Origin of the sequence: Pandoraea sputorum (genome assembly GCF_000814845.2) — a bacterium.
GTDB classification, from domain to species: Bacteria; Pseudomonadota; Gammaproteobacteria; order Burkholderiales; family Burkholderiaceae; genus Pandoraea; species Pandoraea sputorum.
Window position 1 is genome coordinate 1,311,093 of sequence record NZ_CP010431.2, and the last position, 23,886, is coordinate 1,334,978.

A 23,886-nucleotide genomic window follows, 5' to 3' on the forward strand; every position below is an offset into this window, starting at 1 on the left:
CTTAAGCGTTGCGCCTCATCACGCCTCACACGTCACACCTTGATGGGGAAGCGCCGGTCGAAGGTCGGCCGGACGTCGAGCGGCTGACGCAGCAACCCGACCTGCGCGTAGAAGTCTGCCGTGCGTTGCTGCTCGGCGACGAGCGCGTCGTCGATGTTGCGCCACTTCGTTGCGCGCCGCGAGAACTGGAGCTTGGCCGCTTCGACGGGAATGCCGATGATGCGCGCCATTGCGGCCGAGAACGCGTCGACATGCTGGTACGACCAGACTTGCGCACGCACCACGCGGGCCAGAAAGTCGCGCAGTACTTCCTGTTTAGCCGCGATGGCGGCGTCAGTTGCGGCGAGATAGCTCAGCCCCGACCAGAGTCCCCGACCGTTCACCAGCACCCGTGCCCGACCGGTCGTCTCGGCGACGGCCGTATAGGGCTCCCACGTGGCCCAGGCGTCGACCGAGCCGCTCGCGAGTGCGGTGATCGTATCGGCCGGGGGGAGGAAGCGGAAGTTGACGTCGCCCGGCGCGAGCCCCGCCGCCGTGATCGCCTTGAGCGTGACGAAGTGCCCGATGGAGCCGCGCGTCGTGCCGATGTTCTTGCCTTTGAGGTCGGCGGCGGTGCGCAGCGTCGCGTCGGGGCGCACGAGTACGGCGGTGCCGAAAGCGTCCGAACGATTCGCGCCGATGATCTTGATGGCCGCACCGGCGGACAGCGCGAAGATCACCGGAGCGTCGCCGATCGGTCCGCAATCGACTGCACCGGCGTTGAGCGCTTCGGCCAGCGGCGCAGCGGCGGGGAATTCCGTCCACTGGATGTCATACGGCAACTGCTTCAGTTCGTCGGCTGCTTCGAGCAGCGCGCGCAGTCCACCTTTCTGGTCGCCCGCCTTGAGGACAGGGCGTCCCGATTGAGCGAACGAGGTGCCCGGGAGCGCGAGCGTGGTCAGCGCACCGGCGGCGCTGGAAGTCGTGACGTACTGAAGGAAACGGCGTCGGGAAATCGTCATGATGAAAGCCTGAGGTGGATCGGAAGGGTCTTGAGGTTGAGGTGTTGTGATCGTGTGTCAGTGCACGAAGCCGCCTTTGACGAAGCGCACCGGGTCGTCGTCCATCTCGCGGAGCGTGGCGGTGAGCGGGTCGCGTGCAGACGATTTTTCGCCGTCCTGCAGCGAGGTCGACGTTGTGCACATCAGGCCGCCGTCTGCCCAGCCGCGACGTCCTGCCGGGGCGAGCGCGCGCAGCCAGCCATCGCGATCCACCAGCCACTCGGTGCCCGCAAGACCGGAGGCCGACGCACCTGCGATCTGCGCGAAGACTTGCCACGCTTCGCGCGCATCGGCAACACAGTCCGCACGGGGGCCGAACAGCGGCGTGACGTCGCCCGGGGTGCGCTGCGTCGTCACTGTGGCCACGGTAGCCACCTTGCGCACGGGCGCAGCCGCCGGTCCCGCCGCCGAAGCATCGTCGCGCCGGATCAGTAGCGTGAGGAATCGTGGGTCTTCGAATGGCGGGGGATGGGCTGCGTCGACCGCCACTACGCGAACGCGCTGATTGCCACGCCATGCGTCCAGCGCACGGTCGGGACGACCCGTGCATTTCACGGCGACCGACGGCAGCGCAATCGGCACGGGCCAGCTACCCCCGGCGGCCATGCCTGCCGACGCAGACAACACGCGCATGTAATCGAGGGCGGCCCATACTTCGCGGTCGCTCAGGCGGCCGAGGAAGCCGGGCATGGTGACGCCCTGATCGTCGCGCATGCCGTACAGCACGTGCCAGAACAGTTCTCCGTCGGCGCGACGGCTCAGCAACGCACTCGCCATCGTGGGCGGCCAGCGCCTGAGCGTGGCGGCGAGCGGCCCCTCGCCGCGTCCATCCGTGCCGTGGCAGGCGGCGCATTGCACCGCATAGATACGTGCGCCGCGCGCGATGCTCTCGACGGTGAAGCCCGTCGGACTCGTATGAAAGCTGGTCGGCACGGCAGCGGTCAGCCACAACTGAGGCGATGGCCACGGCGCGAGGACGAGCGCACCGATGGCCGCCGCCGTCAGCCAACGCCACGCACGTCGCCAGCACACGGCGAGCAACAGGCAGACGATGGCGAACGCGATTGCCGCGAGCATCCATGCGAACTGTCGGGCGAGTGCGACGTCGATGACGAGGTTCTCACCCGCGATGCGCTGCGCCCACGGCCACGCGGGTGCGCCGTGCGAATCGTCGGTGATGCCGAGCGCATAGAGCGCGCTCAGCCACGTCGATTGCACGAACTGCAAGGCTTGCAGCAATGCATTGAGCCAGAGATGGGAAGGCGGCGAGGTCATCGGTGCAGAGGCGACTTCAACGACATCGCAGTACGGCGAGCCCATCGGCGAACGACAGCACCCAATTCAGAATTACCAGCTTGCATCGAGCCCCAGATGTCGGAGCGCTTCGTGGCGCAGTTCGGTGATTCGTGCATCGCCGCGATGACGCGGATAGGGCAGATCCACATGCAGCTCCGCCACGATCTTTGCCGGGCGCGGGCTGAACACGATCACGCGTTGCGCGAGGAACAGTGCCTCCTCTACGTCGTGCGTGACGAGTAGCGCAGAGAACCCTGCGCGCTGCCACAACTCGACGAGTTCGCTCTGCATCGCCAGCCGCGTGAGCGAGTCGAGCTTGCCGAGCGGTTCGTCGAGCACGAGCAGACGCGGGTCGTTCACGAGCGCACGGGCGAGCGCGACCCGTTGCGCCATGCCTCCGGAGAGTTGGTGCGGGAAGGCGTTGGCGAACTCGGAGAGGCCCACGCGCGCGAGCGCCGCATCGACACGATGACGTTCCTTCCCGAGGACACCGCGCGCCTGAAGACCGAGCGCGACGTTGTCGCGCACAGTTCGCCAGGGGTAGAGCGTCGGATCCTGAAACACCACGATGCGCGACGGATCGGGGCGTGTGATGGCTGTGCCGTCCTGCGTGATGGTGCCGCGTGTGGCCGTCTCCAGACCCGCGACAAGGCGCAGCAATGTGGACTTGCCGCACCCGCTCGGGCCGAGCAGCGCGACGAACTCACCGGGCGCGACTTTCAGATCGACGCCATCGAGCACTTGCAATGGCGACTGACGTGAGCCGAACCAGTGACTCACGCCCTGAATGTCGATCTGTGCGCCGGTGTCGTTGGCCGGGGGAGCGCCGTCGTGAATCGACGGCGACGCCAATGCGGCATCCGCACCTGCGAACGTGGGGGAAGAAGTTGGAGAAGAAGCGGCGGCGCTTACCATTTGACGGTTCCTTTCTGCCAGGCGAGTGCACGGTCGCGCACGGTGAAGAGCAGCGTGATGACGCCGGAGAAGAGCAGGGCCATGACGATCAGCGCGGCGTACATGTTCACGTAGGATGCCCAGCCTTGTGCCCACGTGAGATACCAGCCGAGACCGGATTTCACGCCCATCATTTCGGCCGTCACCAACACCGAGAACGAGGCGCCCAGCCCCATGAACAGGCCGACGAAGACATTCGGCAGCGCGGCGGGAATTGCCACGCGCAGCACCAGAAACGCTTCCGATGCCCCCAGCGTGCGCGCCACGTCGTAGTAGCTCTTGTTGACGCCAGCGACGCCGGACCATGTGAGCACGGCCACGGGAAAGGCTGTCGACAACGCGATGAGGAAAGCTGCTGCCGAATAGCTCGACGGGAAAAAGTAGAACGTGAGCGGCAGGAGTGCCGTGGCTGGCACGGGGCCCAGCACGCGAAGCACCGGATGTACCCAGTAGCCGATGGCGCGCGACCAGCCGATCGAGACACCGATCAGAAAGCCCGCAATCGCTCCGAAGCCGAAGCCCAGTCCGAGCAGCTTGAGCGTGTTTGCGGCGCTGTCACCGAGACGTCGCCAGTCTTCCGTGTAGACCTCGATGAGCGCCTGCGGCGGTGCGAAGAACGGCGTGGGCAGCGAGCCGGTCTTCGCGGTGAGGATTTCCCAGGCGGAGAGCGCCACCGCGATGGCCACAAGCCACGGTCCCGCACCCGTCAGGGCTTCACGCAAGCGAAGCAGCGGGGGTGTCGCGCGACCGGCGACGGATAACACCGCAAGCAAGGCGGCCACAGCCAGCGCAAACACGCCCAACTCGTCGGTGAAGGCCCAGTCGGAGAAGCCGACGGCCTTGTTCGGCCAGCGCAGCGTGAGCGCACCGAAGGCGGCCCACGCCAGCGCGGCGGCAAAGCCCACGCCCCACAGCGCAGACGTACGCGGGGCGGCGAACAACTGGTCGATCTCGGTTTCGTCGAAGGCCGGCACGCGCGGCAAGGAAGCTGCGCTCGCCGCACTTGTCCGCAGCGCGGACCCTTCGGTCTGTTCCGTCAGCTCAAGCGCACTGGCGGGCGATGCACCGCGCAGTGCGGCGTTGTCGAGAATGGCACTCATGATCACTTGTCCGGGAGGTGCGCTCAGCCCAGCACGTTGGCGTAGACGTGTTGCGCGAGTTTCTGCGGATCGGTTGTCTTCTTGAGCACACCGATGCGGCGGAAGTCGTCGGCGAAGTACGCGATTTCGTCGCGCAGGTCCACGCCGGTCGGGTGATGGGAATAGGTGAGCGTGGCGTAAAGCTTGCGCAGATCCTCGGGACTGATCTTCGGCGAATACTTCGCAAAGATCTTCGCGGCCTCGTTCGGGTTCTCGTTGACGAACTCGGTGGCCTGCACGATGGAGCGTGCCAGTGCACTCGCGGCCGCACGGTCGTTGCGCACCAGATCGCCGCGCGCGCCGATCACGCAGCACACCTTGCGGGCATACTCGCCGGTGAGGTTCGTCGCCAGTTCCACGTACGCACCGTTGGTGCGTTTCTCCAGCAGATAGAGGTTCGGATCGCCGTCGGCAATCGCCTGAATTTCCCCCTTGTCCACGGCCACGCCGAGCAGGTCGGCCGGGTACTGACGCCAGGTGATGTCGCGCTCGGCGTCGATGCCGTTCTTTGCCAGCAGAATCTGGAAGAAGTGCTTGCCCGGTGCCGCCAGATCCGACACGCCGACCGTCTTGCCTTTGAGGGCGGCGAGCGACGTAATGCCCGCTGCCTTCGAGCCGAGCAGGCGCACGCAGCCGCCATGCGAGCTACCGATGATCTTCACGTCGAAGCCCGACTCGAGCGGCTTGAGCCAGCGGTGAATCATGCCCACGGCCGCGTCTGCCTTGCCGGTGGCAATGGATTCGAGCAGCTGGTCCGTCGAACCGCTGTAGTTGATCAGGTCGACTTGCAGGCCGTTCTTCTCGAAGAAACCACGCTCCTGTGCGGCAACGATGGGCGTCAGGCAGAACGAGTTCTGGTTCCACGCGAAGGTGAGCTTCTTCGGCTGCGACCAGGCCTGACGGCCGAGCAGCAGGGCGGGTGCGGCAAGCGCGACAGCGGTGCCCGCGCGCAGCACCTTGCGGCGACCGGCGTGCACATCGGTTTGCGTGGCGCTGCTGCTGATACCTGTCATGCCAGCGGTCTTGTCGGTGTGGCGGAACTTCATGGGTACGACTCCCCTGTTGATTTCTGATGTTTGTGTGTCTGGCGCTTCAGTCGATCACCTCGGCCGATCACCGATCACGTCAGTCGAGCAGATCGGGCTCGGCCTCGACGAGACCTTCGTAAAGGCTCTCGAACGAATACAGCGCGCCTTCCGGACCGCCGACCTGACTGTGCGTGTGGCGTGCCGTCGCTTCGTCGATGGGTTGCGGCGTGCCTGCCGCTTCGGCGAGCAATTGCGTGTGCGCCACGTTCTCCAGCGCGATGTACCACCACGCGGCGGCTTCGACGCTCGGACCGGCGGTGAGAATGCCGTGGTTTTTCAGGATCACACCCTTGACCGTTCCGCTGCCGTCGGGCTTGTTCAGTGCATGCGCGATGCGATCGCCTTCGCTGCCGTCGACCACCATGCCGGTGAAGTCGTCGAACAGTGCGTGGTCTTCGAAGAAGCCGCACGAATCCTGCGTGAGCGGATCGAGCGGGCGGCCCAGCGTCGACCATGCTTTGCCGTAGGTCGAGTGCGTGTGCGCGGCAGCGACCAGATGCGGATGCGCTTCGTGGATGGCCGCGTGAATGGCAAACGCCGCCTTGTTCAGGGGGCGGTCGCCGACCACGGTCTCGCCTTTGCTGTTCACCAGCAGCAGATCGGAGACCTTGATGCGCGAGAAGTGAACGCCCAGCGGATTGACCCAGAAGTGATCGGGCAACTCTGGGTCTCGTGCGGTGATGTGACCGGCTAGCCCAAGATCGAAGCCGTGGCGCGCGAAAATGCGGAACGCGGCGGCGAGCCGTGTCTGACGATGACGGCGCTCGGCGAGGATGTCGCTGCGCACCGGCGGTGCGTCGAACCAGAAGCGCTGCTGCGGTGCGGCGTTGAGCACGAGGCCGGTCGGCGTGGTCCTGGTCTGGGCGGGTGGGGTGGACGTGGTGCGTCCGAAACTATGTGTGTCGACGGGCAGAACGGCTGCCATGAGGTTTCTCCTGGACGTCGGATAGTGGTTTGGGGACGCCGCTCAGGCGGCGCGTCGCGTGGCGTCGTTCTGACGGTCGCGCTCGGCGACCAGCGTGCGCAGACGCGGAATCAGCTCGCGGCCGTAGTCGATGGCGTCGCCCAGCGGATCGAAGCCGCGAATGAGGAACGTCGTCACGCCGAGGTCGTAGTAATCGAGCAGGGCGTCGGCGACTTGCTCCGGCGTGCCGACGAGGGCCGTCGAGTTCGAGCGTCCGCCGATAAGCTTGGCGATCTCCGTCCACAACACTTTGTCCAGACGCGCGCCCTTGTCGGCCGCCGCGAGCAGGCGTCGTGCGCCTTCGCTTTGCAGCGCCGAGCCTTGCGGCACACCGGCGGCGTCTCGGATCGCCCTGGCCTGCGCCAGAATCTTGTCGGCACGTTCCCACGCCTTTGCTTCGGTCTCGGCCAGCACCGGGCGGAAGGACACCGAGAAGCGCGGCGTGCGACCATGCACGGCGGCGGCTGCGCGCACACGGGTGGTGATCTCGCGCACCTGATCGAGCGATTCGCCCCACAGCGCGTAGATGTCGGCATGTTTGGCCGCGACTTCCAATGCGGCGTCGGACGCGCCACCGAAGAAAATCGGCACATGCGGTTGCTGCACGGGCTTGACCTCGGAGAAGCCCTGTTTGAAGCGGTAGTACTTGCCGTCGTGATCGAACGGCGTGTCTTCCGTCCAGATGCGGCGCAGGATGCTCAGGTATTCGTCGGTGCGCGCATAGCGCTCGTCATGCAGCAGGAAGTCGCCGTCGCGCTGCTGTTCTTCGTCCGAGCCGCCAGAGATGAAGTGAACGCCGAGGCGGCCGCCGCTGAACTGATCGAGCGTGGCGATCTGACGTGCGGCCAGCGTCGGCGCAACAAAGCCGGGACGATGGGCGAGCATGAAGTGGATGTTCTCGGTCACGGTCGCCGCATAGGCGATCGTAAGCGTGGCCGACGGGCTCGTGGAGTGATGGGGCACGAGAATGCGGTCGAAACCGGATTGCTCGTGAGCGCGCGCAAAGTTGCGCACATAGTCGCGGTCGACGGCAGCACCCTGCTTGGGATGAATTTCGGACTGCTTACTGCTCTGAATCATGCCGATGATTTCTACGCTCATGACGACGTTCTCCTTGTGGGGTGGGGGACGCGTGCACGGCGACGTGGGTCGGTTTGCGCTACACGCCCATCGATCGGAACAGACGGTGAATGGGAGTGAGCCTACGCAAACAATCATCGAGCGTTAAATAATCATTTACGCAAAGATTATTCGATATGGATGGTTGGGCGCGGCACCGCCGAGCCTTACGCTAGGGGCACTGCGTAGCGCGGCGCATTGTGCGTCGAACGCGTATTTGCTTATTCCAGAATCATGACTTCTTCAGGTCTCGCACCTTCCGGCGTGGTGCTGCCGCTGCCGCCCCAGCCACGTGGAGACGGCCCCGCACGTCACGCGCAACTCGATGCGCTCCTGCCCCCGATCACGCGCGCGCTGGCCGAGAGCGCGGCGGCGCTCGATCGCGATGCACATTTCCCGTTCGACAACTTCGCGCTGCTGCATCGTCACGGGCTGATTGCGGAAGTGGTGCCGCGTGCTGCGGGCGGCGGCGGTGGCGGTCTCGCGACAGCGCGTCGCATCGTCGGTGCCGTTGCCAAGGGGGAATCGGCCACCGCACTGGTGCTGACGATGACGTATCTCCAGCACCGCTCCCTCGTGCGGGAAAGCACGCGCTGGCCGCAGGCACAGCGTCACGCGGTGTTCGAGAGTGCGGTGCGCGACGGCGCGCTGATCAACGCGCTGCGTGTGGAGCCGGATCTGGGCACGCCTGCCCGGGGTGGGCTGCCGTCGACGATTGCGCGGCGCACGCAGACAGGCTGGCGGTTGTCCGGCCGCAAGCTCTATTGCACGGGCATTCCCGCGTTGCGCTGGCTGAATGTGTGGGCACGCACGGACGAAGCGGAGCCCCGCGTCGGGGTGTTTTTGGTGCCACGTCCGGATGGTTCGACGGATTCGACGGATTCGCCGGACCGCCCGGGCATTCGCGTCGTGCAGAACTGGGATCACCTCGGGCTGCGCGCGTCTGCCAGCCATGAGGTCGTGCTGGAAGACATCGATCTGCCGTTCGGCAATGCCGTCGATATTCGTCCACCGAACGAGTGGGCACCGGCGGGCATCGGTCAACGCGACAACGATGCACACATCGAACAACAGGCGTGGATGAGCGTGCTGCTAGGCACGCTTTACGATGCGGTCGCGCGCGCTGGCGTCGACTGGCTCGTGACGTTCCTGAACACCCGCGTGCCGGGCAATCTCGGTGCGCCGCTCGCCACAGTGCCGCGCATTCAGGAGACGGTCGGTGAGATTGCCGCGTTGCTGCATGTCAACCAGCGTTTGCTGGACGCAGCGGCGCAGGCGGCCGATGCGGGAGAACCCGATGACGATATCGCCAGCGGTGCGCTAAAGTTCACGGTGACGGGCAATGCGATCCGGGTTCTCGAACTGGCCTTGCAGCTTTCGGGCAATCACGGGCTTTCGCGCAACAACCCGCTTGAGCGCTATCATCGCGACGTGCTGTGCAGCCGTATCCACACGCCGCAAAACGACACCATTCTGGGCGCCGCCGGTCGGCAGACGCTCGCTTCTTTCCGGGAATTCGCATGACGGGTACGACCGAAGTGCTGGATGGCATCGCCTTGTCGCGCGATCTGCCAGCTCACGATTACGACGCGCTCGATCCCTTGCGCACTTTCGTCGCCGGGTTTTCGCGATTGTTGGATCGGCGTCCGCATGAAACCACACTGCTCGAAGAGGGCGCGGGCCTGCTCGCGCAACTGGTGGCGCGCGACGACTGGCTGCCCGACGCGTTCGCCACGCCGCATCCCGACCATTACCAGCAGTTCCTGTTGCACTGCGATTCGGCGCAGCGATTCTCCATCGTGAGCTTCGTCTGGGGCCCGGGGCAGCGCACGCCGATTCACGATCACACCGTATGGGGGCTGATCGGCATGCTGCGTGGCTCGGAAGACTCGCAGCCGTATGTGCTCGACGCGAAGGGCATTCCCGTCGTGGCAGGAGAGGCGGTGCGGCTCCTGCCGGGTGACGTAGAGGTGTTGTCGCCGCGTCTGGGCGACATTCACCGCGTGAGCAACGCCTATGCGGATCGCGTGTCGGTGAGCATCCACGTGTATGGCGCGAACATCGGCGCGGTGCATCGCAGTGTCTTCACCGAGACGGGCGAGCGCAAGGGCTTCGTGTCCGGCTACGCCAACGCGCAGTTGCCCAATCCCTGGGGTAAGGCTGCGCCGCCCGCCGACAAGCAATAACAAGCAATAACCAGCAATAACCAGCAATAGCCAGGAAGCACCAGGCAGCAACGTTTCGACTTCTGACGAATTCAAGGAATCACCGTGTCCGAGCATCCGAACCACATGACCCCCGATGCGCCGTCGCAGGCTGCAGACTTTCCCGAACTGACCTACGCCGATGTGCGCGCCGCGCTGCTCGCGCGTGAGGAAATCGCACTGCTCGACGTACGTGAAGAAGACCCCTTCGCGCAGACGCACCCGCTGTGGGCCGCGAACCTGCCGCTTTCGCGCGTGGAGATCGACGCCTGGGCGCGTATCCCGCGTCGCGACACGCGCATCGTCGTCTATGGCGTGCACGACGGCGAAGATCTCGCGCCGCGTGCTGCCACCGTGCTGCGCAAGCTCGGCTACACGGACGTCAATCTGCTCGCGGGCGGTCTGGACAGCTGGATTGCCGCTGGCGGCGAAGTTTTCCGCGACGTGAACGTGCCAAGCAAGGCGTTTGGCGAGTGGGTCGAAGGACTGCGTCATACACCGTCGCTCTCGGCGCAGGAAGTGCAGGCGCTGCTCGACGCGGATGCCGATGTCGTGGTCGTCGACGCCCGTCGGTTCGACGAATATCAGACGATGAACATTCCCGGTTCGACGAGCGTGCCCGGTGCCGAACTGGTGCTGCGGGTTCGCGAGCTTGCGCCGGACCCGGCCACGCGCGTGATCGTCAATTGCGCGGGGCGCACGCGCAGCATCATCGGTACGCAATCGCTCGTGAACGCCGGGCTGCCGAATCCGGTCGCAGCGCTGCGCAATGGCACCATCGGCTGGACGCTGGCGGGGCAGTCGCTGGAGCGCGGCGCAGACCGTCGTCATCCGGCCACCGTGCGCGAGGCCACGCTGGCCGTTGCCCGCGAAGGGGCGCGCGCTGTGGCGGATCGTGCCGGCGTGCGTCGCGTAGCGCTTGAGGACGTGCCGTCGCTGAATGCGCCGGGACGCACCGTGTACCGCTTCGACGTGCGCACGCCGGAAGAGTATGCGGCGGGGCATCTGCCGGAGTTCGCTAACGCACAAGGCGGTCAGCTGGTGCAGGAGACGGACCATCAGGCACCGGTGCGCGGCGCATGGATCGTGCTGGCGGACGACGACGGCGTACGCGCCGATATGACCGGCTCGTGGCTCGCGCAGATGGGCTGGACGGTGTACGTCGTGGAGCCGCACAGCGCCCACGCCCGCAGCGCGCAAGGTGGCTGGCCGCTGCACACGCCGAGCGCACCGGAAGTCGCCACCGTCACGCCCGCGTTGCTCGCGCGCTGGCTCGACGAAGCCGCGCGGGGGCAGATCGCGGTGCTGGACTTCACGTCAGGCGTCAATTACGTCAAACGGCATATTCCGGGCGCATGGTTCGTGATTCGTGCGCGTCTGGCCGAGGCGCTGCGCACCATCGGGCCGGTGCAACGCTATGTGCTGACGTGCGGATCCAGCCTGCTGGCGCGCTTCGCGGCGGCCGACCTGCGTCGTCTGACCGATGCCGAGATCGTGGTGCTCGACGGCGGCACGCAAGCATGGATCAACGCCGGGTTGCCCCTGGCGTCCGGCGAAACGCATCTGGCCAGTGCGCGCGACGATCGTTATCGCCGTCCGTACGAAGGCACCGATAATGCGGCCGAGGCCATGCAGGCCTATCTCGACTGGGAGTTCGGTCTCGTCGAACAGTTGCATCGCGACGGCACGCATCATTTCCAGGTGGTGTAAGCCGTCAACGTCGAGGGCATTCGGCCGAATCTGCCGGGGCGCGTGCCGTCCCGGCGGTGCGCCCGTGGCATACTCCGGAACTTCCGGCGCTGCCCTGCTTTCGATCCGATCATGCCACTTCCGCGTTTCATCACCCGCCGACTGGAGGCGCTCACCGAACCGAGCACGCGTATTCCGTACGCGTGGGTGTATCACGAGCCCGACGTCTTCATGCAACGCACGTCGGCGTTCACCGTCGCCAAAAAATATCTCCACCGCCGTCTGCGTCTCGCGATGAGCGGACAACTGCGCCATGAGGTGCGCCACGTCGCACCGCAAGCGCGTGTGTTGTGGATTTACGGTGGAAAGCACTCGGTGGGCGACGCCGTGATGGATCTGTCGGGCCGCGCGCTGCTGCGCTCACGCGAAGGCCCCATCGATTTGCTCATCAGCCCAGGACTCAAGGCGGTCTTCGAGGGCGACGACATCTTCCGAAATGTCTTCGACGATCCGGCCGCGGTCAATCCGGCCGAGTACGACGTCGTCGTCATGCAGGAATTCAATTACCCGACGTTGCGCATCAAGCGCCGCTTTTTTGCGACGCTTCCCTTCGCGTGCCTGTTTCGCTTTTTCCACGGGCCGGACCGTAATCAGACGCAATTCAGTCTGGCAGCCGTCAACGATGTTTTCGGCCTGGGACTTGGGCCGGACGAACTGTTTGCGCAGGCGAAGCCGTATCTGCGCGAAGAGACGGACTTGCCTGCGGCTGTCGTGAATCAACTTCCGTCGGGACCGTTCGTTGTGCTGGCGATGGGCGGCGTGGAGCCGCGCCGCACCTATGCGCACTGGCGCGCGTGCCTCGATGCCTACGATGCGGCGTATGCCCCCGGTCTACCCACGGGCATTGTGTTGTTGGGTTCGGGTAACGGGGCCGACGCCGCCCGCGCGCTCATGGAAGCGAAATTCCGGCATCTCGAAATGGTGTCGTTCGTCGGCCAGTTGACGCTGCGCGACGCGAAGCGGGTGATCGCGAATGCATCGCTGTTCGTCGGTGCCGATGGCGGGCTGATGCACGTGGCCCACACCACGCGAGCGCCGAGTGTGACGCTCTTCGCTGCTGCGGAGCCGCCGTATCTGCGTCTCACACCGCGCTGTCAGTCGACGCCTTTGCAAACGCAAAGCGATGTGAGCGCCCTCGATCCCACTGAGCTTGCCGAGACCATCATCGCGGCCCTCGCCAGTCATCCGCAACGCCTTCGGTAACGCGTTCATCGCACGTTTGCTAGCGGTTTGCGCGTCGCAGACCCGCTGCATCCCCACTGCACCCCCACACCACAGCGCTGTCGCCCGTCCACAGACGTCGGCGGCGGCGCTGTTTCGCCTGCGCCGCGGGCATCCGCCACCGGCACATCTTCGGCCTACGTCGCCCTTTCTTGTGTCGTCGCAGCAACAAGAGTGACGCATGATTAATTCGAATGAATTGCTGTGAAAACCAATGCGTGCAATGGCTTTGCGGCGGCGTTGACGCTTATCGTCTGCTTCGATCGTCGTCGAGCAAAGAGGATTCAATAACGATTTGTCAGGCACGCAGGTGGAAGTCGGTGAGGTTGTGCCTTATCGATGCAGAAAGAAAATATCTGCGGGCGTGTCGGGATGCTTGAAGTGCGGCGACGAGTGTCCCGACATGCCTTGGGAGGTGCGCGTAGGGGTGCGTGCATCGCCCTACCACTGGCTTGACGTGGCCTGGGAGCTGGTTCCCCTAACCTGGCTTCCGGGGCCATCTTTCCCCGCACAGTTTCGGCTGTGCGGGGATTTTTTCGTTGCCGGTCACCTGTCAACGTTGACAGGTGACGCATTGCTATGTGTCGCCTAAGGTAAGTCGAAATGACTAGGTGAACGCACGTCACGGATGGTTTTTCTGCATGACGAATCGGATTTTAGCCGCTCAGATGCGAATTTGGCGCATGACAAAAGACTTCGAATAACAACTCGATTGCGCGCGACGCAGGCTGAAACGGCATGGCGAAGGGCAACGCCAAGGAACTCGCTTTCTTGAAGTTGTGAGCTGGGAGGCGCAGGCCAGCCCGGTCTTTGGGAGCCAACGATCATGCGTAACTCTATCTCCGTGAATCCCCGGCAGCGCGTGCTGGTGTCGGCTGTCGGGCTGGCCGTTGCGTCGTTGGCTATCCCCGCGCAGGCCGATACGGTGACATCGGGCACCACCACGGTACCCGCTCCGGGCAATCCCAATACCACCTGGACGGTGACCAACAACTCCACGTTGATCTTGCAAAGTGGCGCATCGAGCAACTGGATCTCGCTGTCGGGGAGCCCCCCCTCGACGGGACGGCCTCAACTCATCATGGACGGTGCGACCGTCATCTCGACGGCACCCCCCGCCGCCTCCCCGGTGGGCACGACACCACCACCGGCGATCAGCGTACGCAATGCCTCTGCAACCATCTCCAACTCCACGATCTCCAGCCCGAACAACATCGGTATCGAATTTGTCACGCAGCTTGTATCCGGGCTGCAGCCCTCGACGGGGACGATCACCAATAGTACGGTTTCCGGGTTTCAGTACGGCGTAGCGGTGAGCGCCGGGGCGACCGTGACGATCACCAATTCGACCCTGAGCGCCGGCACCGGGACCAATAGCGGGGTCAATGGCGGGCTCATCAATTTTGACTCGAACGTGACCGTCAATGGAGATACCGTCTTGCCCGTCAAGCGATTGCGACGTAGTTCGCCCGATAAGGCTGTCGTGTCTTCAGAACGCCGAAACACAGATGCACAAGCTTACGCATTGCAGCGCCGAGTATAGACATGGTGGATTTGCCACGCGCTGCCAAGCGTTCACACAATGCCTTGATGTGGGGGTTATAGCGTTTAGCGACGACGGCCGCCATGTAGAGAGTTGCCCGTACCTTGGGCGGCCCGGCCTTCGATAAACGTGAAGGGCCCTGGATCGACGATCCCGACTGCCTCTGCACCGGCACCAGGCCGAGATACGCCGCAAGTTGTTCTGCAGAATCGAAGTGGCGCGCGTGCATGATGGCAAGCAGCGTGCGGCCTACCTGAGGGCCAACTGCCGGGATACTTTGCAGCAGCATCAAGTTTGCTTTAAGGCCCGGATGGGCAGCAATGTGATCATCGATCTCGCGTTGCAGGCTGGCTAAATGGCGCTCCAGAAACTCGATCGTCTCGAGAATCGAATGCAGGACTAGCGCCGTTGGAGCCGTGATTTCCGCTTTCTCATGCCGGTTGCGCTCACGCTGAAGATCTTGTGCAAGCGCTTCACGGCGCGCCATCAGTGCTTGAAGTATGCGAGCCTCGGGCGCTGGAGGACTCCAGCGCATTGGTCGTGCGTGCATCGCAAAGCGCGCTAACACGTGGCTGTCTACAATGTCGTTCTTCGTGCGCACGCCCATTCCCGTCGCAAAAGCGCGCACCTGCGCAGGATTAACGACAGACACGGAGAGCCCGGCATCGTGCAGGCCACACGCGGCCATCTCGTGATAGACACCGGTACCTTCGAGCGCGACATGTACGTGGCTCGGCTCGGTGTGTCTCTTGCCCAACCAGCCCAACAGATCGGTTAGGCCGGCGCGGCTATTGGCAACAACCTTCGTACTACGCTTGCCGTTTGTCATGTCCAGCAGGCAGCAATCCAGCTTGGCTTTGGCAACATCAATACCGAGGTAGAACATCAATTTGATCCTTAATCGAGGAATCAATACCAACTCACCCACTTGCCTTGTACATACAGGGTCCACGCCCTTGGCTACCGTTCAGTGTCTGTGCTGGTGAGGGCGAGGCGAAGGGCATTATCTCCACAGCAAGGTCCAAGCCTTCAGGCTCCAAACATGCTCACTTCACCTCATGTGACGGTAGCTAACCATCACGAAGACGAAGATACAAGGCTCCATCAGCGGCAATCTGGCCGGTGTCGGCGCCATCTCCCTCAATACCGGGCTCACGTTCGCCTCGAACACGACGCTCAACGGCGTCGCGGTAAGCGCAGCGAGCGGCCCCGCGATTCTCATTGCACCGGCGCGTGCGCTTCCCCCGTATGCCGGTCACACCGCCAATGTCATGGTGCAAAACGGCACGACGCTTCAGGGCAGCAATGGGTTCGCGGTGCAGGCGCGCGGCGACGTGACAGGAAACGTGACCATCGACGGCGCGAACACGGTGATCGGCGGGGATGTCGGCAGCGACAGCACAGCTACGCTCAATCTCACGCTTCAGAATGCCGCCTCGCTTACCGGCAATCTGACCAATCTGAAGTCGCTGGCCGTTAACTCCAATGCCGTGTGGCGTCAGGCAGGCGATAACACCGTCTCAAACGTGACGATGAATGGCGGCACGATCGACGTCTCCGGTACCGCGCTCGGTACGTCGACGCTGCGTACCCTGAACATCGGTACGCTGTCGGGCAGCGGCACGTTCCAGATGAGTACGAATCTGGGCACGCATTCGGGCGATCTGCTCAATGTGACCGGCGCCGCCACCGGCGACTATCAGGTTCTGGTGCGTAACACTGGCGCGCAGCCGACCAACTTCTTGCCGCTTACCATCGTGCAGACCGGCGGAGGCGGTGCAGGCTTCGGGCTGGTCAACGGCAAGGTCGATATAGGCGTGTACACCTACAAGCTGCAACAGCAAGGCAACAACTGGGCGCTCGTGACCGACACCGGAACTCCGGTCGACCCGCGCACCGGCGAGGAGACGCTCGATGCCGCGACGGGAGATGCAGGCGATCCGGCGACCGGCGATCTGTCACCGAGCACGCAGACCGTGCTGGGGCTGTCGTCCGCCGCGCCCTCCGTCTGGTATGGGGAGGCGACGGTGCTACGCAGCCGTATGGGCGAGTTGCGAATGGACGATCAGCGCAATAGTGGTGTCTGGGCGCGTACCTTCGGCAAGCAATTCAATGGCAAGCCCAATGCGGGAACCAGCTATCGCCAGACGCAATACGGCGTGGTGGCGGGCGTGGATGGTGTGGTCGGGCAGACGTGGGGCGGCTCGTGGCTGGTAGGCGCGATGCTCGGCACCAGTCACAGCAAACTCACATTCGAGAATGCCTCGACGGGGGGCGTGAATAGCTATTCCGCCGGACTCTACGCGACCTGGCTCGGCCCGACAGGATGGTATTTCGACGGTGTGTTCAAGTACAACCGTTTCCAGAACTCTGCCGACGCTGTGATGAGCGATGGCGTCGCCGCGCACGGCAGCTTCAACAACAATGGCGTGGGGGTGCAACTGGAGTTCGGTCGACATCTCGAATTCGGCGACCGCTGGTTTGTGGAGCCTTATGTTCAGTTCTCTGCGCTGGGTGTGAGCGGGGCGGATTACGGACTGACCAACGGGATGGTGTCCAACTCGGCGCACAGCGGGTCCGTACAGGCGCGCGTTGGTGCTGCGTTCGGCAAGACGCTGACGTTGCCCGGTGGAGGCGCAATTCAGCCGTACCTGAAGATTGCACTGGTCCAGGAATTCATCAAAAGCAACCAGACCACCATTAACGGCATCGTGTTCAACAACGACTTGTCAGGCACGCGCGCGGAGTTTGGCGCGGGGGTGATCGGGCAATTGCGGCGCAACGCGCAGATCTACGTGGAAGCGGAGACTGCGGTGGGGAAACGTCTCAACCAGCCCTGGGGCGCGCAGATCGGCGTGCGTTACACCTTCTGAGGGAAAAATCTGTGATGACGCTTCAAAATCAGTGAAATTTTATTAAATTCACTGATATTCGTCTTATTTTGACGTAGATTCGCGGTTCTTGCGCATATCGTTCGCCTTGCATTTTTACCCCGACAAGGATTACCGATATGCCATCCCATGCTCAGACACACTTTCGTGTCCGCCTTTTAGCGGCCGCCGCGTCCGCACTCGTTTTCGCGCCTCTTGCGCACGCGCAAGCCAACCCGACATTGACGATCGACACGCCTGGCCCCGGCGGCATGGCCCACGTCGTCACGGCAACCGACAATATGGGCGTGACCGTGACGGGCGCAGGGATTGCGAACATCGGCGGCGGGGGGCGGGTCTCGATCGACGGCCGGACCCCGATGTCGTACGTGCGTACGACGAATGGCGGCACGAGTTTCATCAGTGAAATCAACATTTCGGGCAACGGCGGCATATCGCAGAATTCAGCGCTGGCGACCGCGATGTATGGATCGACCGTCACGCTCATCGATTCGAGTATCAGGAACACCGGCGATGTCGCCTTTTGGGCGGCACGCGGCAATATGGACATGAACGTGCCGGGTTCGACCGTTCATATGGATAACGTGATCCTGGAAGGTAACGGCCGCGCGCTCGTGGTGGCCGGCGACAGCACGGTCGACGTTCGGAATTCGCATATTGAGGCAACCCGTCGCGACGGCGCTCGCATGAATTACGCAGTGCAGGTGACCGATTCCCAGTTCACCGCCGTCGACACGACGATTTCAGGGACGGACGCCGCCGTGAAGATCACCACCGAGTCGCGTCCGCAGCGGGCCGGTTCGACGGTCGTGCTGGACAACGCGCGTCTGATTGCCGAAGGTGCGGGCATTCGAATCGAGCGCGGCGTGCTGAGTGCGCCGGGTGATTTCACGATCGACGTCGATATCAGGAACGGCACGACCATCAAGGCCGACAGTGGCACGCTGCTCAGCGTCACATCGGTGCCGAACGCGCTGACGCCGTATCACGTCAACGTGAACGTGGACAACAGCGTTCTCGAAGGCGACATGACGTTCCGTCCCGAACACGTGACGAACGAGCCTATCGACACGCGTCTGCGCCTGGACAACAACGCGATCCTGACCGGCAGAATCGAAGGCCTGGCCCATCTGCACGTCAACAACGACGCCGAATGGCGTCTCGTCGACAACCAGGTGCTCGCGGGTGAGGTGATCATGGGCGGTGGCGTGATCGATCTGCGCCATGGCGAGGCCCCCGGTCAGTTCCGTACGCTGGAGATTGCCACGCTTGCGGGCGAGGGCACCTTCCGCATGCAAACGGATCTCGAGCACGGTGGGGCCGACCAACTGCACCTGAGCGATAACGATTCGTCGGGCCAGTTCAAACTCGACGTGCTCAATACGGGCGCGTTCGCCGCAATACCGGTGCAGCAACTGGTGCAGGACGATGGCGGTGCCGCAACCTTCTCCGTCATCGGCGATAAGGTCGATCTCGGCGCTCGCGCCTATGAACTGGTGGCGCGCGAGGCCGATGGCAAGCGCTATTGGGAGTTGGTGCGCACACAAGAGCAATCCAATAGCACCGAGACGGTTCTCGGTGCGGCCAGCGCCCTGCCGACAGTGTGGCTCGGCGAAATCACGACGCTGCGTGCGCGTCTGGGCGAAGTCCGTCTGAACGAAGGCAAGGGCGGTGGCGTGTGGGCGCGTACGTTCGGCAACCGATATAACGCCAAACCGGCGGGCGGCCACGGTTATTCGCAAGATCAGTGGGGCGTGCTCGCTGGTGCCGATGGGATCGTCGCCAGCAACGACGCGGGCCAGTGGCTCGTCGGTGCAATGGCGGGTACGTCGACCAGCCGGATGAAGTTCGGTGTCGGCTCCACCGGCAGCGTTGAGAGCTACACGCTCGGGATGTACGCGACGTGGCTGGGCAAGAACGGTTACTACTTCGATGGCGTGTTCAAGTACAACCGTTACGCATCCGAACTGGATGTGATGATGCGCGACGGCCGTCGCAGCAAGGGCGACTATCACGCCAATGGTCTCGGTCTCTCGACGGAGTTCGGCCGCAAGCTGTCGTTCAACAACGGCTGGTTCGTCGAGCCCTATGCGCAAGTCGCCGCCATGATGTCGAGTGCCTCCGACTACACGCTGGATAACGGTCTGCAAGTCGACGCGGGGCGTGGCCGTTCGGTGCAGGGCGCGCTGGGTATCGGCGTGGGTAAGACGATCGAAACGAAAATGGGGACGTTCGAACCCTACGTTCGCGCCGCGGTAGTGCAGGAGTTCGCGAAGCACAACGCGGTCGTGATTAACGGCGAAACCTTCAATAACGACTTGTCGGGTACACGCGCAGAGTTCTCCGTCGGTCTCGCGGCCCAGATGCAGAAGAACCTTCAGGCTTATGTCGATACGTCGTACGCCGTGGGCAAGCGTCTTGAAAAGCCCTGGGGCGTCAATGTTGGGGTGCGCTACACGTTCTGAAAATAACGAGAGGCGAAGGTAAGGCCGGGTGTCGACATGCGCGAACACCCGGCCCGGATCTTCTTTAACCCTGTGCGATGCAATATCGCACAGGGCTTTTTTATTGCCGCTCGCAGAAGATGCGGGGCTGGTCGACGAACGCCATCGCCGCGTTGTTCTTCACGCGCACGATCTGGAAGTAATCGGTGTTACCGGGACGAAAACGCGGCAGCAGATGTCGCAAGACTTTCTCTTCATCCGAGTTGTCGCTCAGCAGTCGGGCGCTGCGCGTGGTGGTCATGCGCACTGTGTCGCCGAGCGTCTGGTAGTCGAACTCCATCGCGCGGTGAATCCGTGTCGCCGAGCGGCCGTCGGCGATGTAGCCAGCGAAGCGTGAAAACCCCGTGCCGTCCCGGCCAAACGCCGTGTCGAGTTCTCCCCAAACCCGCACCATGCCGGGTTGGGGCGTGTCCGAATGCGTCACGATTTCAATGTCGGCGTGACATTGCCAGGGCTTGCGCTGAGGCGTTGTGGTCAGCCACACGACCACCCACGGCGCAATGACGGCAAGTGCCGTGCCGAGCACAACATGGCGCAGACGAATTCGGAGTCTCATGGAAATGACCGGTTGCCCGTCTCCTGCATGACCAGATACGAAACGCAATTCGCATCGGGACTATCAATGGGTTGTCGGCAGAGGAAGTAACTGTACAAATCGTTGTACGCAGTGCCGTTGATGTAGATGAGACGTTCGGGAAAGTCGAGGATCGATTTGGGCGGTTCCTTTTCGATCATGCTCACGCGATTCGCGAGGAACTGGGCGTCGCCCGCGCGCTCCGGCGTCACGAAGTAGCGATGGGTATCGTCGCTCGGCACGGGCACCCATTGGCCCGAGCGTGCATGTTGATACAGATTTCCGAGCAACGGCGGAAGCGTCCGGAAAGCGTAAATGACACTTGCCAACGCGATGATCGTCCAGAGACCCAGCGCGAAGAAGAGATGCGTGGTGCGCACAGGTCGCGCAGGCACGCGGTGCCGGACAACGGGGGGGGCATCGTGGGACGAAGGGATTGTCACCGGAGACGTCGCCGCCACCACAGCGGCGCTCGGCAAAGTCTCCGAGGGTGTGTGCGAAAGCGCAGGAACACCGTCTGCCGCCAACGGTACATCGCCTTGCGATCCCGCTTCCGATGCGGTTACGGATGCCGTTGGCGACATCGGTGCGAGATCGGATTCGATGTCGTGAACGATCGCTTCCGTGATGGGAAAAGAATTTTCTGGTTCCGAGTCACTTTGGGATTTTTCATCGAAAAAGTGAGGTATCGGAAGCACCGGAGAGGCAGGAAGTACGCTTTCGACAGCGCTGGCATCGACGAACGGACTGACCTTCACAACGCTGTTCAGGCGATAGCCGATGCGCGGCACGGTGACCAATAACGAGGGATCGGCACCGGCTTGTTCGAAGGCGCGCCGGATCTGCATGATCGCCTGGCTCAGATTGTTGCTCGTCACGACGGCTCCGTATTGCTCCCATGCCTTGCCGAGCATCGCACGCTTGGTGACGATTTCGCCGTTCGCTTCGAGCAGCACCAGCAAGCAGCGGCCTGCTGCCGCGCCCAGTGGGAGCGACACGTTGGGATTCCCTTTGGTAGCAAGCGCAAACGTATCGCTGTCGAAACGTACGGCGTCGCCGATCAGGAACTTGGCCATCTGTGAGTGTAAGAAAGCGGCGTTGCGCGTCTGCCACTGGCGCTGCGTCGCGGTGCTGTCATGGGGACTTCAGTACGTGCATCTCGCGCTTGTGGCAACAGCCGGACGCACTGGTTTTAAACCATAGTACGCCGAAAACGTAGCTTCGGAGTTGGCCCACCCATTGGCGACGTGCGTTGAAAAAACGGACCGTTTCCCGATGATCGGGGAAACGGTCCGGCGTGCCGCAAAGTACCGGCCAAGCCGTTGAACGAGCGTCCGATCAGGTCGGACGACTCGGGTCGAGTGGCGGGGTTCTGTTCGCCCGCGTATCGGCGAAGATGAGCGGCGCCTGCGGCGACGTGACCGAGCCGGCGCGGTTCGTGACCGTCACCCGGGCCGTCACCTGGCAGATCGAATAGAAGTATTGCTGACGCGACCATGGGTACCTGAACTCGATCGGTTGTCCGGGCGTGGTCACCGTGACCTCGTACGGCGTCCCGGGAAGCAACGTGTCGCCGACATGACCGAATTCGGCGAGTGCAACCGGTCCCAGATCGCCGTTTCTGCCGAAGAAGCCGAAAACGTGAATACGCACGCGGTCGCCGATTTGCATATTGAGGTACGGCGGAACGCGAACGATCGAGCCCCCAGCCGCGAGCGAGCGCGTGTAATCGAGGTTGTTGTTGGGTGCGCCGACTTGCGGCATGAACACCGGCGTCGGCAACCCGCCGCCTCCGCCGGGCAGTTCGGCGGCGCTTTGCACCGTGACGTTCTGCACGCGTGAGTACGACGTATTGGCGACCTCCGTGATGCCGTTACCGGGATCGGCCGCACGCACCACGCGCGTGGCGGTGTACGCGGCGGGAATCGACCCGCTGCCGAACTCGGTGATCTTTGCGAAAGGCAGCACCTGCGTGAGGTCGACGCCGTTCGTCACATCGGCTGCGGTGACGGTATACGTCGCAAACGGCGTGGCGGCCGGTGTGACCAGGGGATCGACGCCGTAGAAGAGCGCGATGACGTCGCCCGCCTGGAACGATGGGGTACCCGATACGCCTTGCCACGGGATGACGAAAGTCGCGTCCCTGAGCGAGTCTTCCACCGGAATGTCGTTGATGGGTTGGGGGGCGACCCAGCCTCCCTTGCGCACGATCGGCAGACCGAGGTTATCGTTGGTCGGCGTGTTCGGATCGGCATCGTCTCCGCCCGGCTGCGACAGGTCGACGACCACGGTGGTCGCCGTGGCCGGCGTACCGAGCAATTCGCCGTTGCGAAGGACCTCGTAGGTCACGGCAATGTTGCCGTTACCCTCGGCCTGAATCGTCGCATACGGGATCGAAATGCTCATGAGCGGCTCGACCGCCCCACCCGCATTGGTCACGGCGACCGGCGCACTGCGTGTGTTTCCCCAGATGACGACAATCCGGTCGCCGTTCTGAATCTTTGCGTTCAGTGGAATTTCCACGCCGACCGGCGTGCGGGCGTCGGCCTCGCCGATGAGACCGTCGTCGGCGAACAAGGGGACGACCGGCGGTGCGAGATCGGTGATGCCTTCCTGAAGGCGAATGACGGACGGCACACCGGGCGAAGTGGTCGACGTGTTGCCCGCCAGATCCGTGATCGTGTAGGCAAACGATACGGGGCCGTCCCCCAGAGAGAGCAACTGGTCGCGGGTGAACGGCACTTCGATCAGATTGTCCGCGCCGCCCAGTGGAATGCGATAGGTGCTCGTCGCGGTGGTGCCGTCGGCACCGGTCGCGACGACTGTGATGAGATCGCCCTGAGACCGGTCGGAGTAGCTGTGGATGGTGGCATTGACCACATCGCCGAGCGCGGTGAGCACAACGTCGGTAATGCCATCGGGCCGGACCTCTGGCGGAAGACTCAGGCTGCCCGGATTGGGCACAGCCGGGGGTCTCGTGTCGACGACGTAGAACACAGGGTCGCTGAAACCCGATTCGTTACCGACGAGATCGGAGATGAGCTGATACCGTACTTCATAGTTGCCGTGGGCGCGCGGCGCGGGAATGACGATGGTGATCTCTCCGGCATCGCTTTCAGCCGCCGTGATCGCACGCGTCGTCTGAAGCACGCCGTTGATCGACACTTCGACAAGATCGCCATCATAGTAGCCGTCGATGCTGGAGCGATCGAGCGTCGCCTTGAGCGTAAGCGGCTTGTCGTTCGCCGATGCCAGCAGCAGTCCATTTGCAGGGAATCCGGGGGGCAACGGCGCCAGAAGTTCCACGGGAAGTGTCGGCGTGTAGATGTCGATCCCGCTATCGCTTTGCACCTTGATTCGAGGGGCCGCGACCTGATTGCCTACCGGCACGATCAGTGGCGTATTTTCGTCGGTTCTCATAACAGAACTCCTTACCAGAGGAAGTCGGCGCGTGCGCGTTGCGTGCTGGCTGTGAGGGCCATGCTTCCATGCTCGCGGCTCGCGGGCGGATCCGCCGGGCGCACACCGTTGGCGGGTGACCATTGTTGATCCGCAGTTTGCTGCCGGGGAACTGTCAACCTTGACAGTTGGCGCACGCAA

The 23,886-nt window shown here is 63.5% G+C and carries 19 protein-coding genes; 7 read left to right on the forward strand and 12 right to left on the reverse strand.

What is annotated here, in order from left to right:
• Window positions 1-32: 32 nt before the first annotated feature.
• The 7 genes from NA29_RS05985 to NA29_RS06015 all read right to left on the reverse strand — a co-directional run bounded on the left by NA29_RS05985 (window position 33) and on the right by NA29_RS06015 (window position 7,582).
• Window positions 33-1,001 (reverse strand): ABC transporter substrate-binding protein, encoded by a 969-nt coding sequence (locus NA29_RS05985; RefSeq protein ID WP_039396776.1) that lies wholly within the window; start codon window positions 999-1,001, stop codon window positions 33-35.
• Window positions 1,002-1,058: 57 nt separating this feature from the next.
• Window positions 1,059-2,315, reverse strand: coding sequence for a c-type cytochrome (locus NA29_RS05990; protein WP_039402510.1), 1,257 nt, complete (start codon window positions 2,313-2,315; stop codon window positions 1,059-1,061).
• 72 nt (window positions 2,316-2,387) lie between these two features.
• Window positions 2,388-3,251, reverse strand: coding sequence for an ABC transporter ATP-binding protein (locus tag NA29_RS05995; protein WP_084103483.1), 864 nt, complete (start codon window positions 3,249-3,251; stop codon window positions 2,388-2,390).
• Window positions 3,245-4,390, reverse strand: a complete 1,146-nt coding sequence (locus NA29_RS06000) for an ABC transporter permease (RefSeq protein ID WP_167370886.1) — start codon at window positions 4,388-4,390, stop codon at window positions 3,245-3,247. Before NA29_RS06000 ends, NA29_RS05995 begins: the two co-directional genes overlap by 7 nt.
• 23 nt (window positions 4,391-4,413) lie before the next feature.
• The gene (locus NA29_RS06005) at window positions 4,414-5,442 is read right to left on the reverse strand and encodes an ABC transporter substrate-binding protein (protein ID WP_039402513.1); all 1,029 of its coding nucleotides are present in this window, start codon (window positions 5,440-5,442) and stop codon (window positions 4,414-4,416) included.
• 112 nt (window positions 5,443-5,554) lie between these two features.
• Window positions 5,555-6,442, reverse strand: a complete 888-nt coding sequence (locus NA29_RS06010; protein WP_039396781.1) for a class II aldolase/adducin family protein — start codon at window positions 6,440-6,442, stop codon at window positions 5,555-5,557.
• A 42-nt stretch (window positions 6,443-6,484) separates the two neighbouring features.
• Window positions 6,485-7,582, reverse strand: a complete 1,098-nt coding sequence (locus tag NA29_RS06015) for an LLM class flavin-dependent oxidoreductase (protein ID WP_039396784.1) — start codon at window positions 7,580-7,582, stop codon at window positions 6,485-6,487.
• A gap of 252 nt (window positions 7,583-7,834) precedes the next feature.
• On the opposite strand from NA29_RS06015, the gene NA29_RS06020 reads away from it, so the two are divergent.
• The 4 genes from NA29_RS06020 to NA29_RS06035 all read left to right on the forward strand — a co-directional run bounded on the left by NA29_RS06020 (window position 7,835) and on the right by NA29_RS06035 (window position 12,756).
• A complete protein-coding gene (locus tag NA29_RS06020) occupies window positions 7,835-9,124 on the forward strand; it encodes an acyl-CoA dehydrogenase family protein (protein WP_084103485.1) in 1,290 nt (429 codons plus the stop codon).
• A complete protein-coding gene (locus tag NA29_RS06025) occupies window positions 9,121-9,786 on the forward strand; it encodes a cysteine dioxygenase family protein (RefSeq protein WP_084103487.1) in 666 nt (221 codons plus the stop codon). Before NA29_RS06020 ends, NA29_RS06025 begins: the two co-directional genes overlap by 4 nt.
• Before the next feature lie 105 nt (window positions 9,787-9,891).
• Complete coding sequence (locus NA29_RS06030) at window positions 9,892-11,514, forward strand: rhodanese-related sulfurtransferase (RefSeq protein WP_039396787.1); 1,623 nt, start codon at window positions 9,892-9,894, stop codon at window positions 11,512-11,514.
• Between the two features lie 111 nt (window positions 11,515-11,625).
• Window positions 11,626-12,756 carry a glycosyltransferase family 9 protein gene (locus NA29_RS06035; RefSeq protein WP_039396789.1) on the forward strand — a complete coding sequence of 377 codons (1,131 nt, stop codon included), beginning with the start codon at window positions 11,626-11,628 and terminating at the stop codon, window positions 12,754-12,756.
• 1,089 nt (window positions 12,757-13,845) lie between these two features.
• Here NA29_RS06035 and NA29_RS25665 read toward each other — a convergent pair.
• Complete coding sequence (locus NA29_RS25665) at window positions 13,846-14,007, reverse strand: hypothetical protein (protein ID WP_157127345.1); 162 nt, start codon at window positions 14,005-14,007, stop codon at window positions 13,846-13,848.
• On the opposite strand from NA29_RS25665, the gene NA29_RS26650 reads away from it, so the two are divergent.
• Window positions 13,970-14,317 carry a hypothetical protein gene (locus NA29_RS26650; RefSeq protein WP_503423038.1) on the forward strand — a complete coding sequence of 116 codons (348 nt, stop codon included), beginning with the start codon at window positions 13,970-13,972 and terminating at the stop codon, window positions 14,315-14,317. The genes NA29_RS25665 and NA29_RS26650 overlap by 38 nt on opposite strands.
• Here the strand turns inward: NA29_RS26650 and NA29_RS06040 are convergent.
• A complete protein-coding gene (locus NA29_RS06040) occupies window positions 14,220-15,203 on the reverse strand; it encodes an IS110 family transposase (RefSeq protein WP_039396791.1) in 984 nt (327 codons plus the stop codon). The two genes, NA29_RS26650 and NA29_RS06040, sit on opposite strands and share 98 nt — an antisense overlap.
• A 385-nt stretch (window positions 15,204-15,588) precedes the next feature.
• On the opposite strand from NA29_RS06040, the gene NA29_RS06045 reads away from it, so the two are divergent.
• Window positions 15,589-17,190 (forward strand): autotransporter outer membrane beta-barrel domain-containing protein, encoded by a 1,602-nt coding sequence (locus NA29_RS06045; protein WP_039396793.1) that lies wholly within the window; start codon window positions 15,589-15,591, stop codon window positions 17,188-17,190.
• A 269-nt stretch (window positions 17,191-17,459) separates the two neighbouring features.
• Entirely contained in the window at window positions 17,460-19,673 is a 2,214-nt protein-coding gene (locus NA29_RS06050) for an autotransporter outer membrane beta-barrel domain-containing protein (protein WP_052252561.1), read from the forward strand.
• Between the two features lie 100 nt (window positions 19,674-19,773).
• On the opposite strand, the gene NA29_RS06055 is transcribed toward NA29_RS06050, so the two are convergent.
• From NA29_RS06055 to NA29_RS06065, 3 genes are all read right to left on the reverse strand, one after another.
• The gene (locus NA29_RS06055) at window positions 19,774-20,268 is read right to left on the reverse strand and encodes a hypothetical protein (RefSeq protein ID WP_039396796.1); all 495 of its coding nucleotides are present in this window, start codon (window positions 20,266-20,268) and stop codon (window positions 19,774-19,776) included.
• Window positions 20,265-21,242 carry a winged helix-turn-helix domain-containing protein gene (locus tag NA29_RS06060; protein ID WP_231965173.1) on the reverse strand — a complete coding sequence of 326 codons (978 nt, stop codon included), beginning with the start codon at window positions 21,240-21,242 and terminating at the stop codon, window positions 20,265-20,267. Before NA29_RS06060 ends, NA29_RS06055 begins: the two co-directional genes overlap by 4 nt.
• A 382-nt stretch (window positions 21,243-21,624) precedes the next feature.
• Window positions 21,625-23,706 (reverse strand): hypothetical protein, encoded by a 2,082-nt coding sequence (locus NA29_RS06065; protein WP_039396799.1) that lies wholly within the window; start codon window positions 23,704-23,706, stop codon window positions 21,625-21,627.
• Window positions 23,707-23,886: the final 180 nt, after the last annotated feature.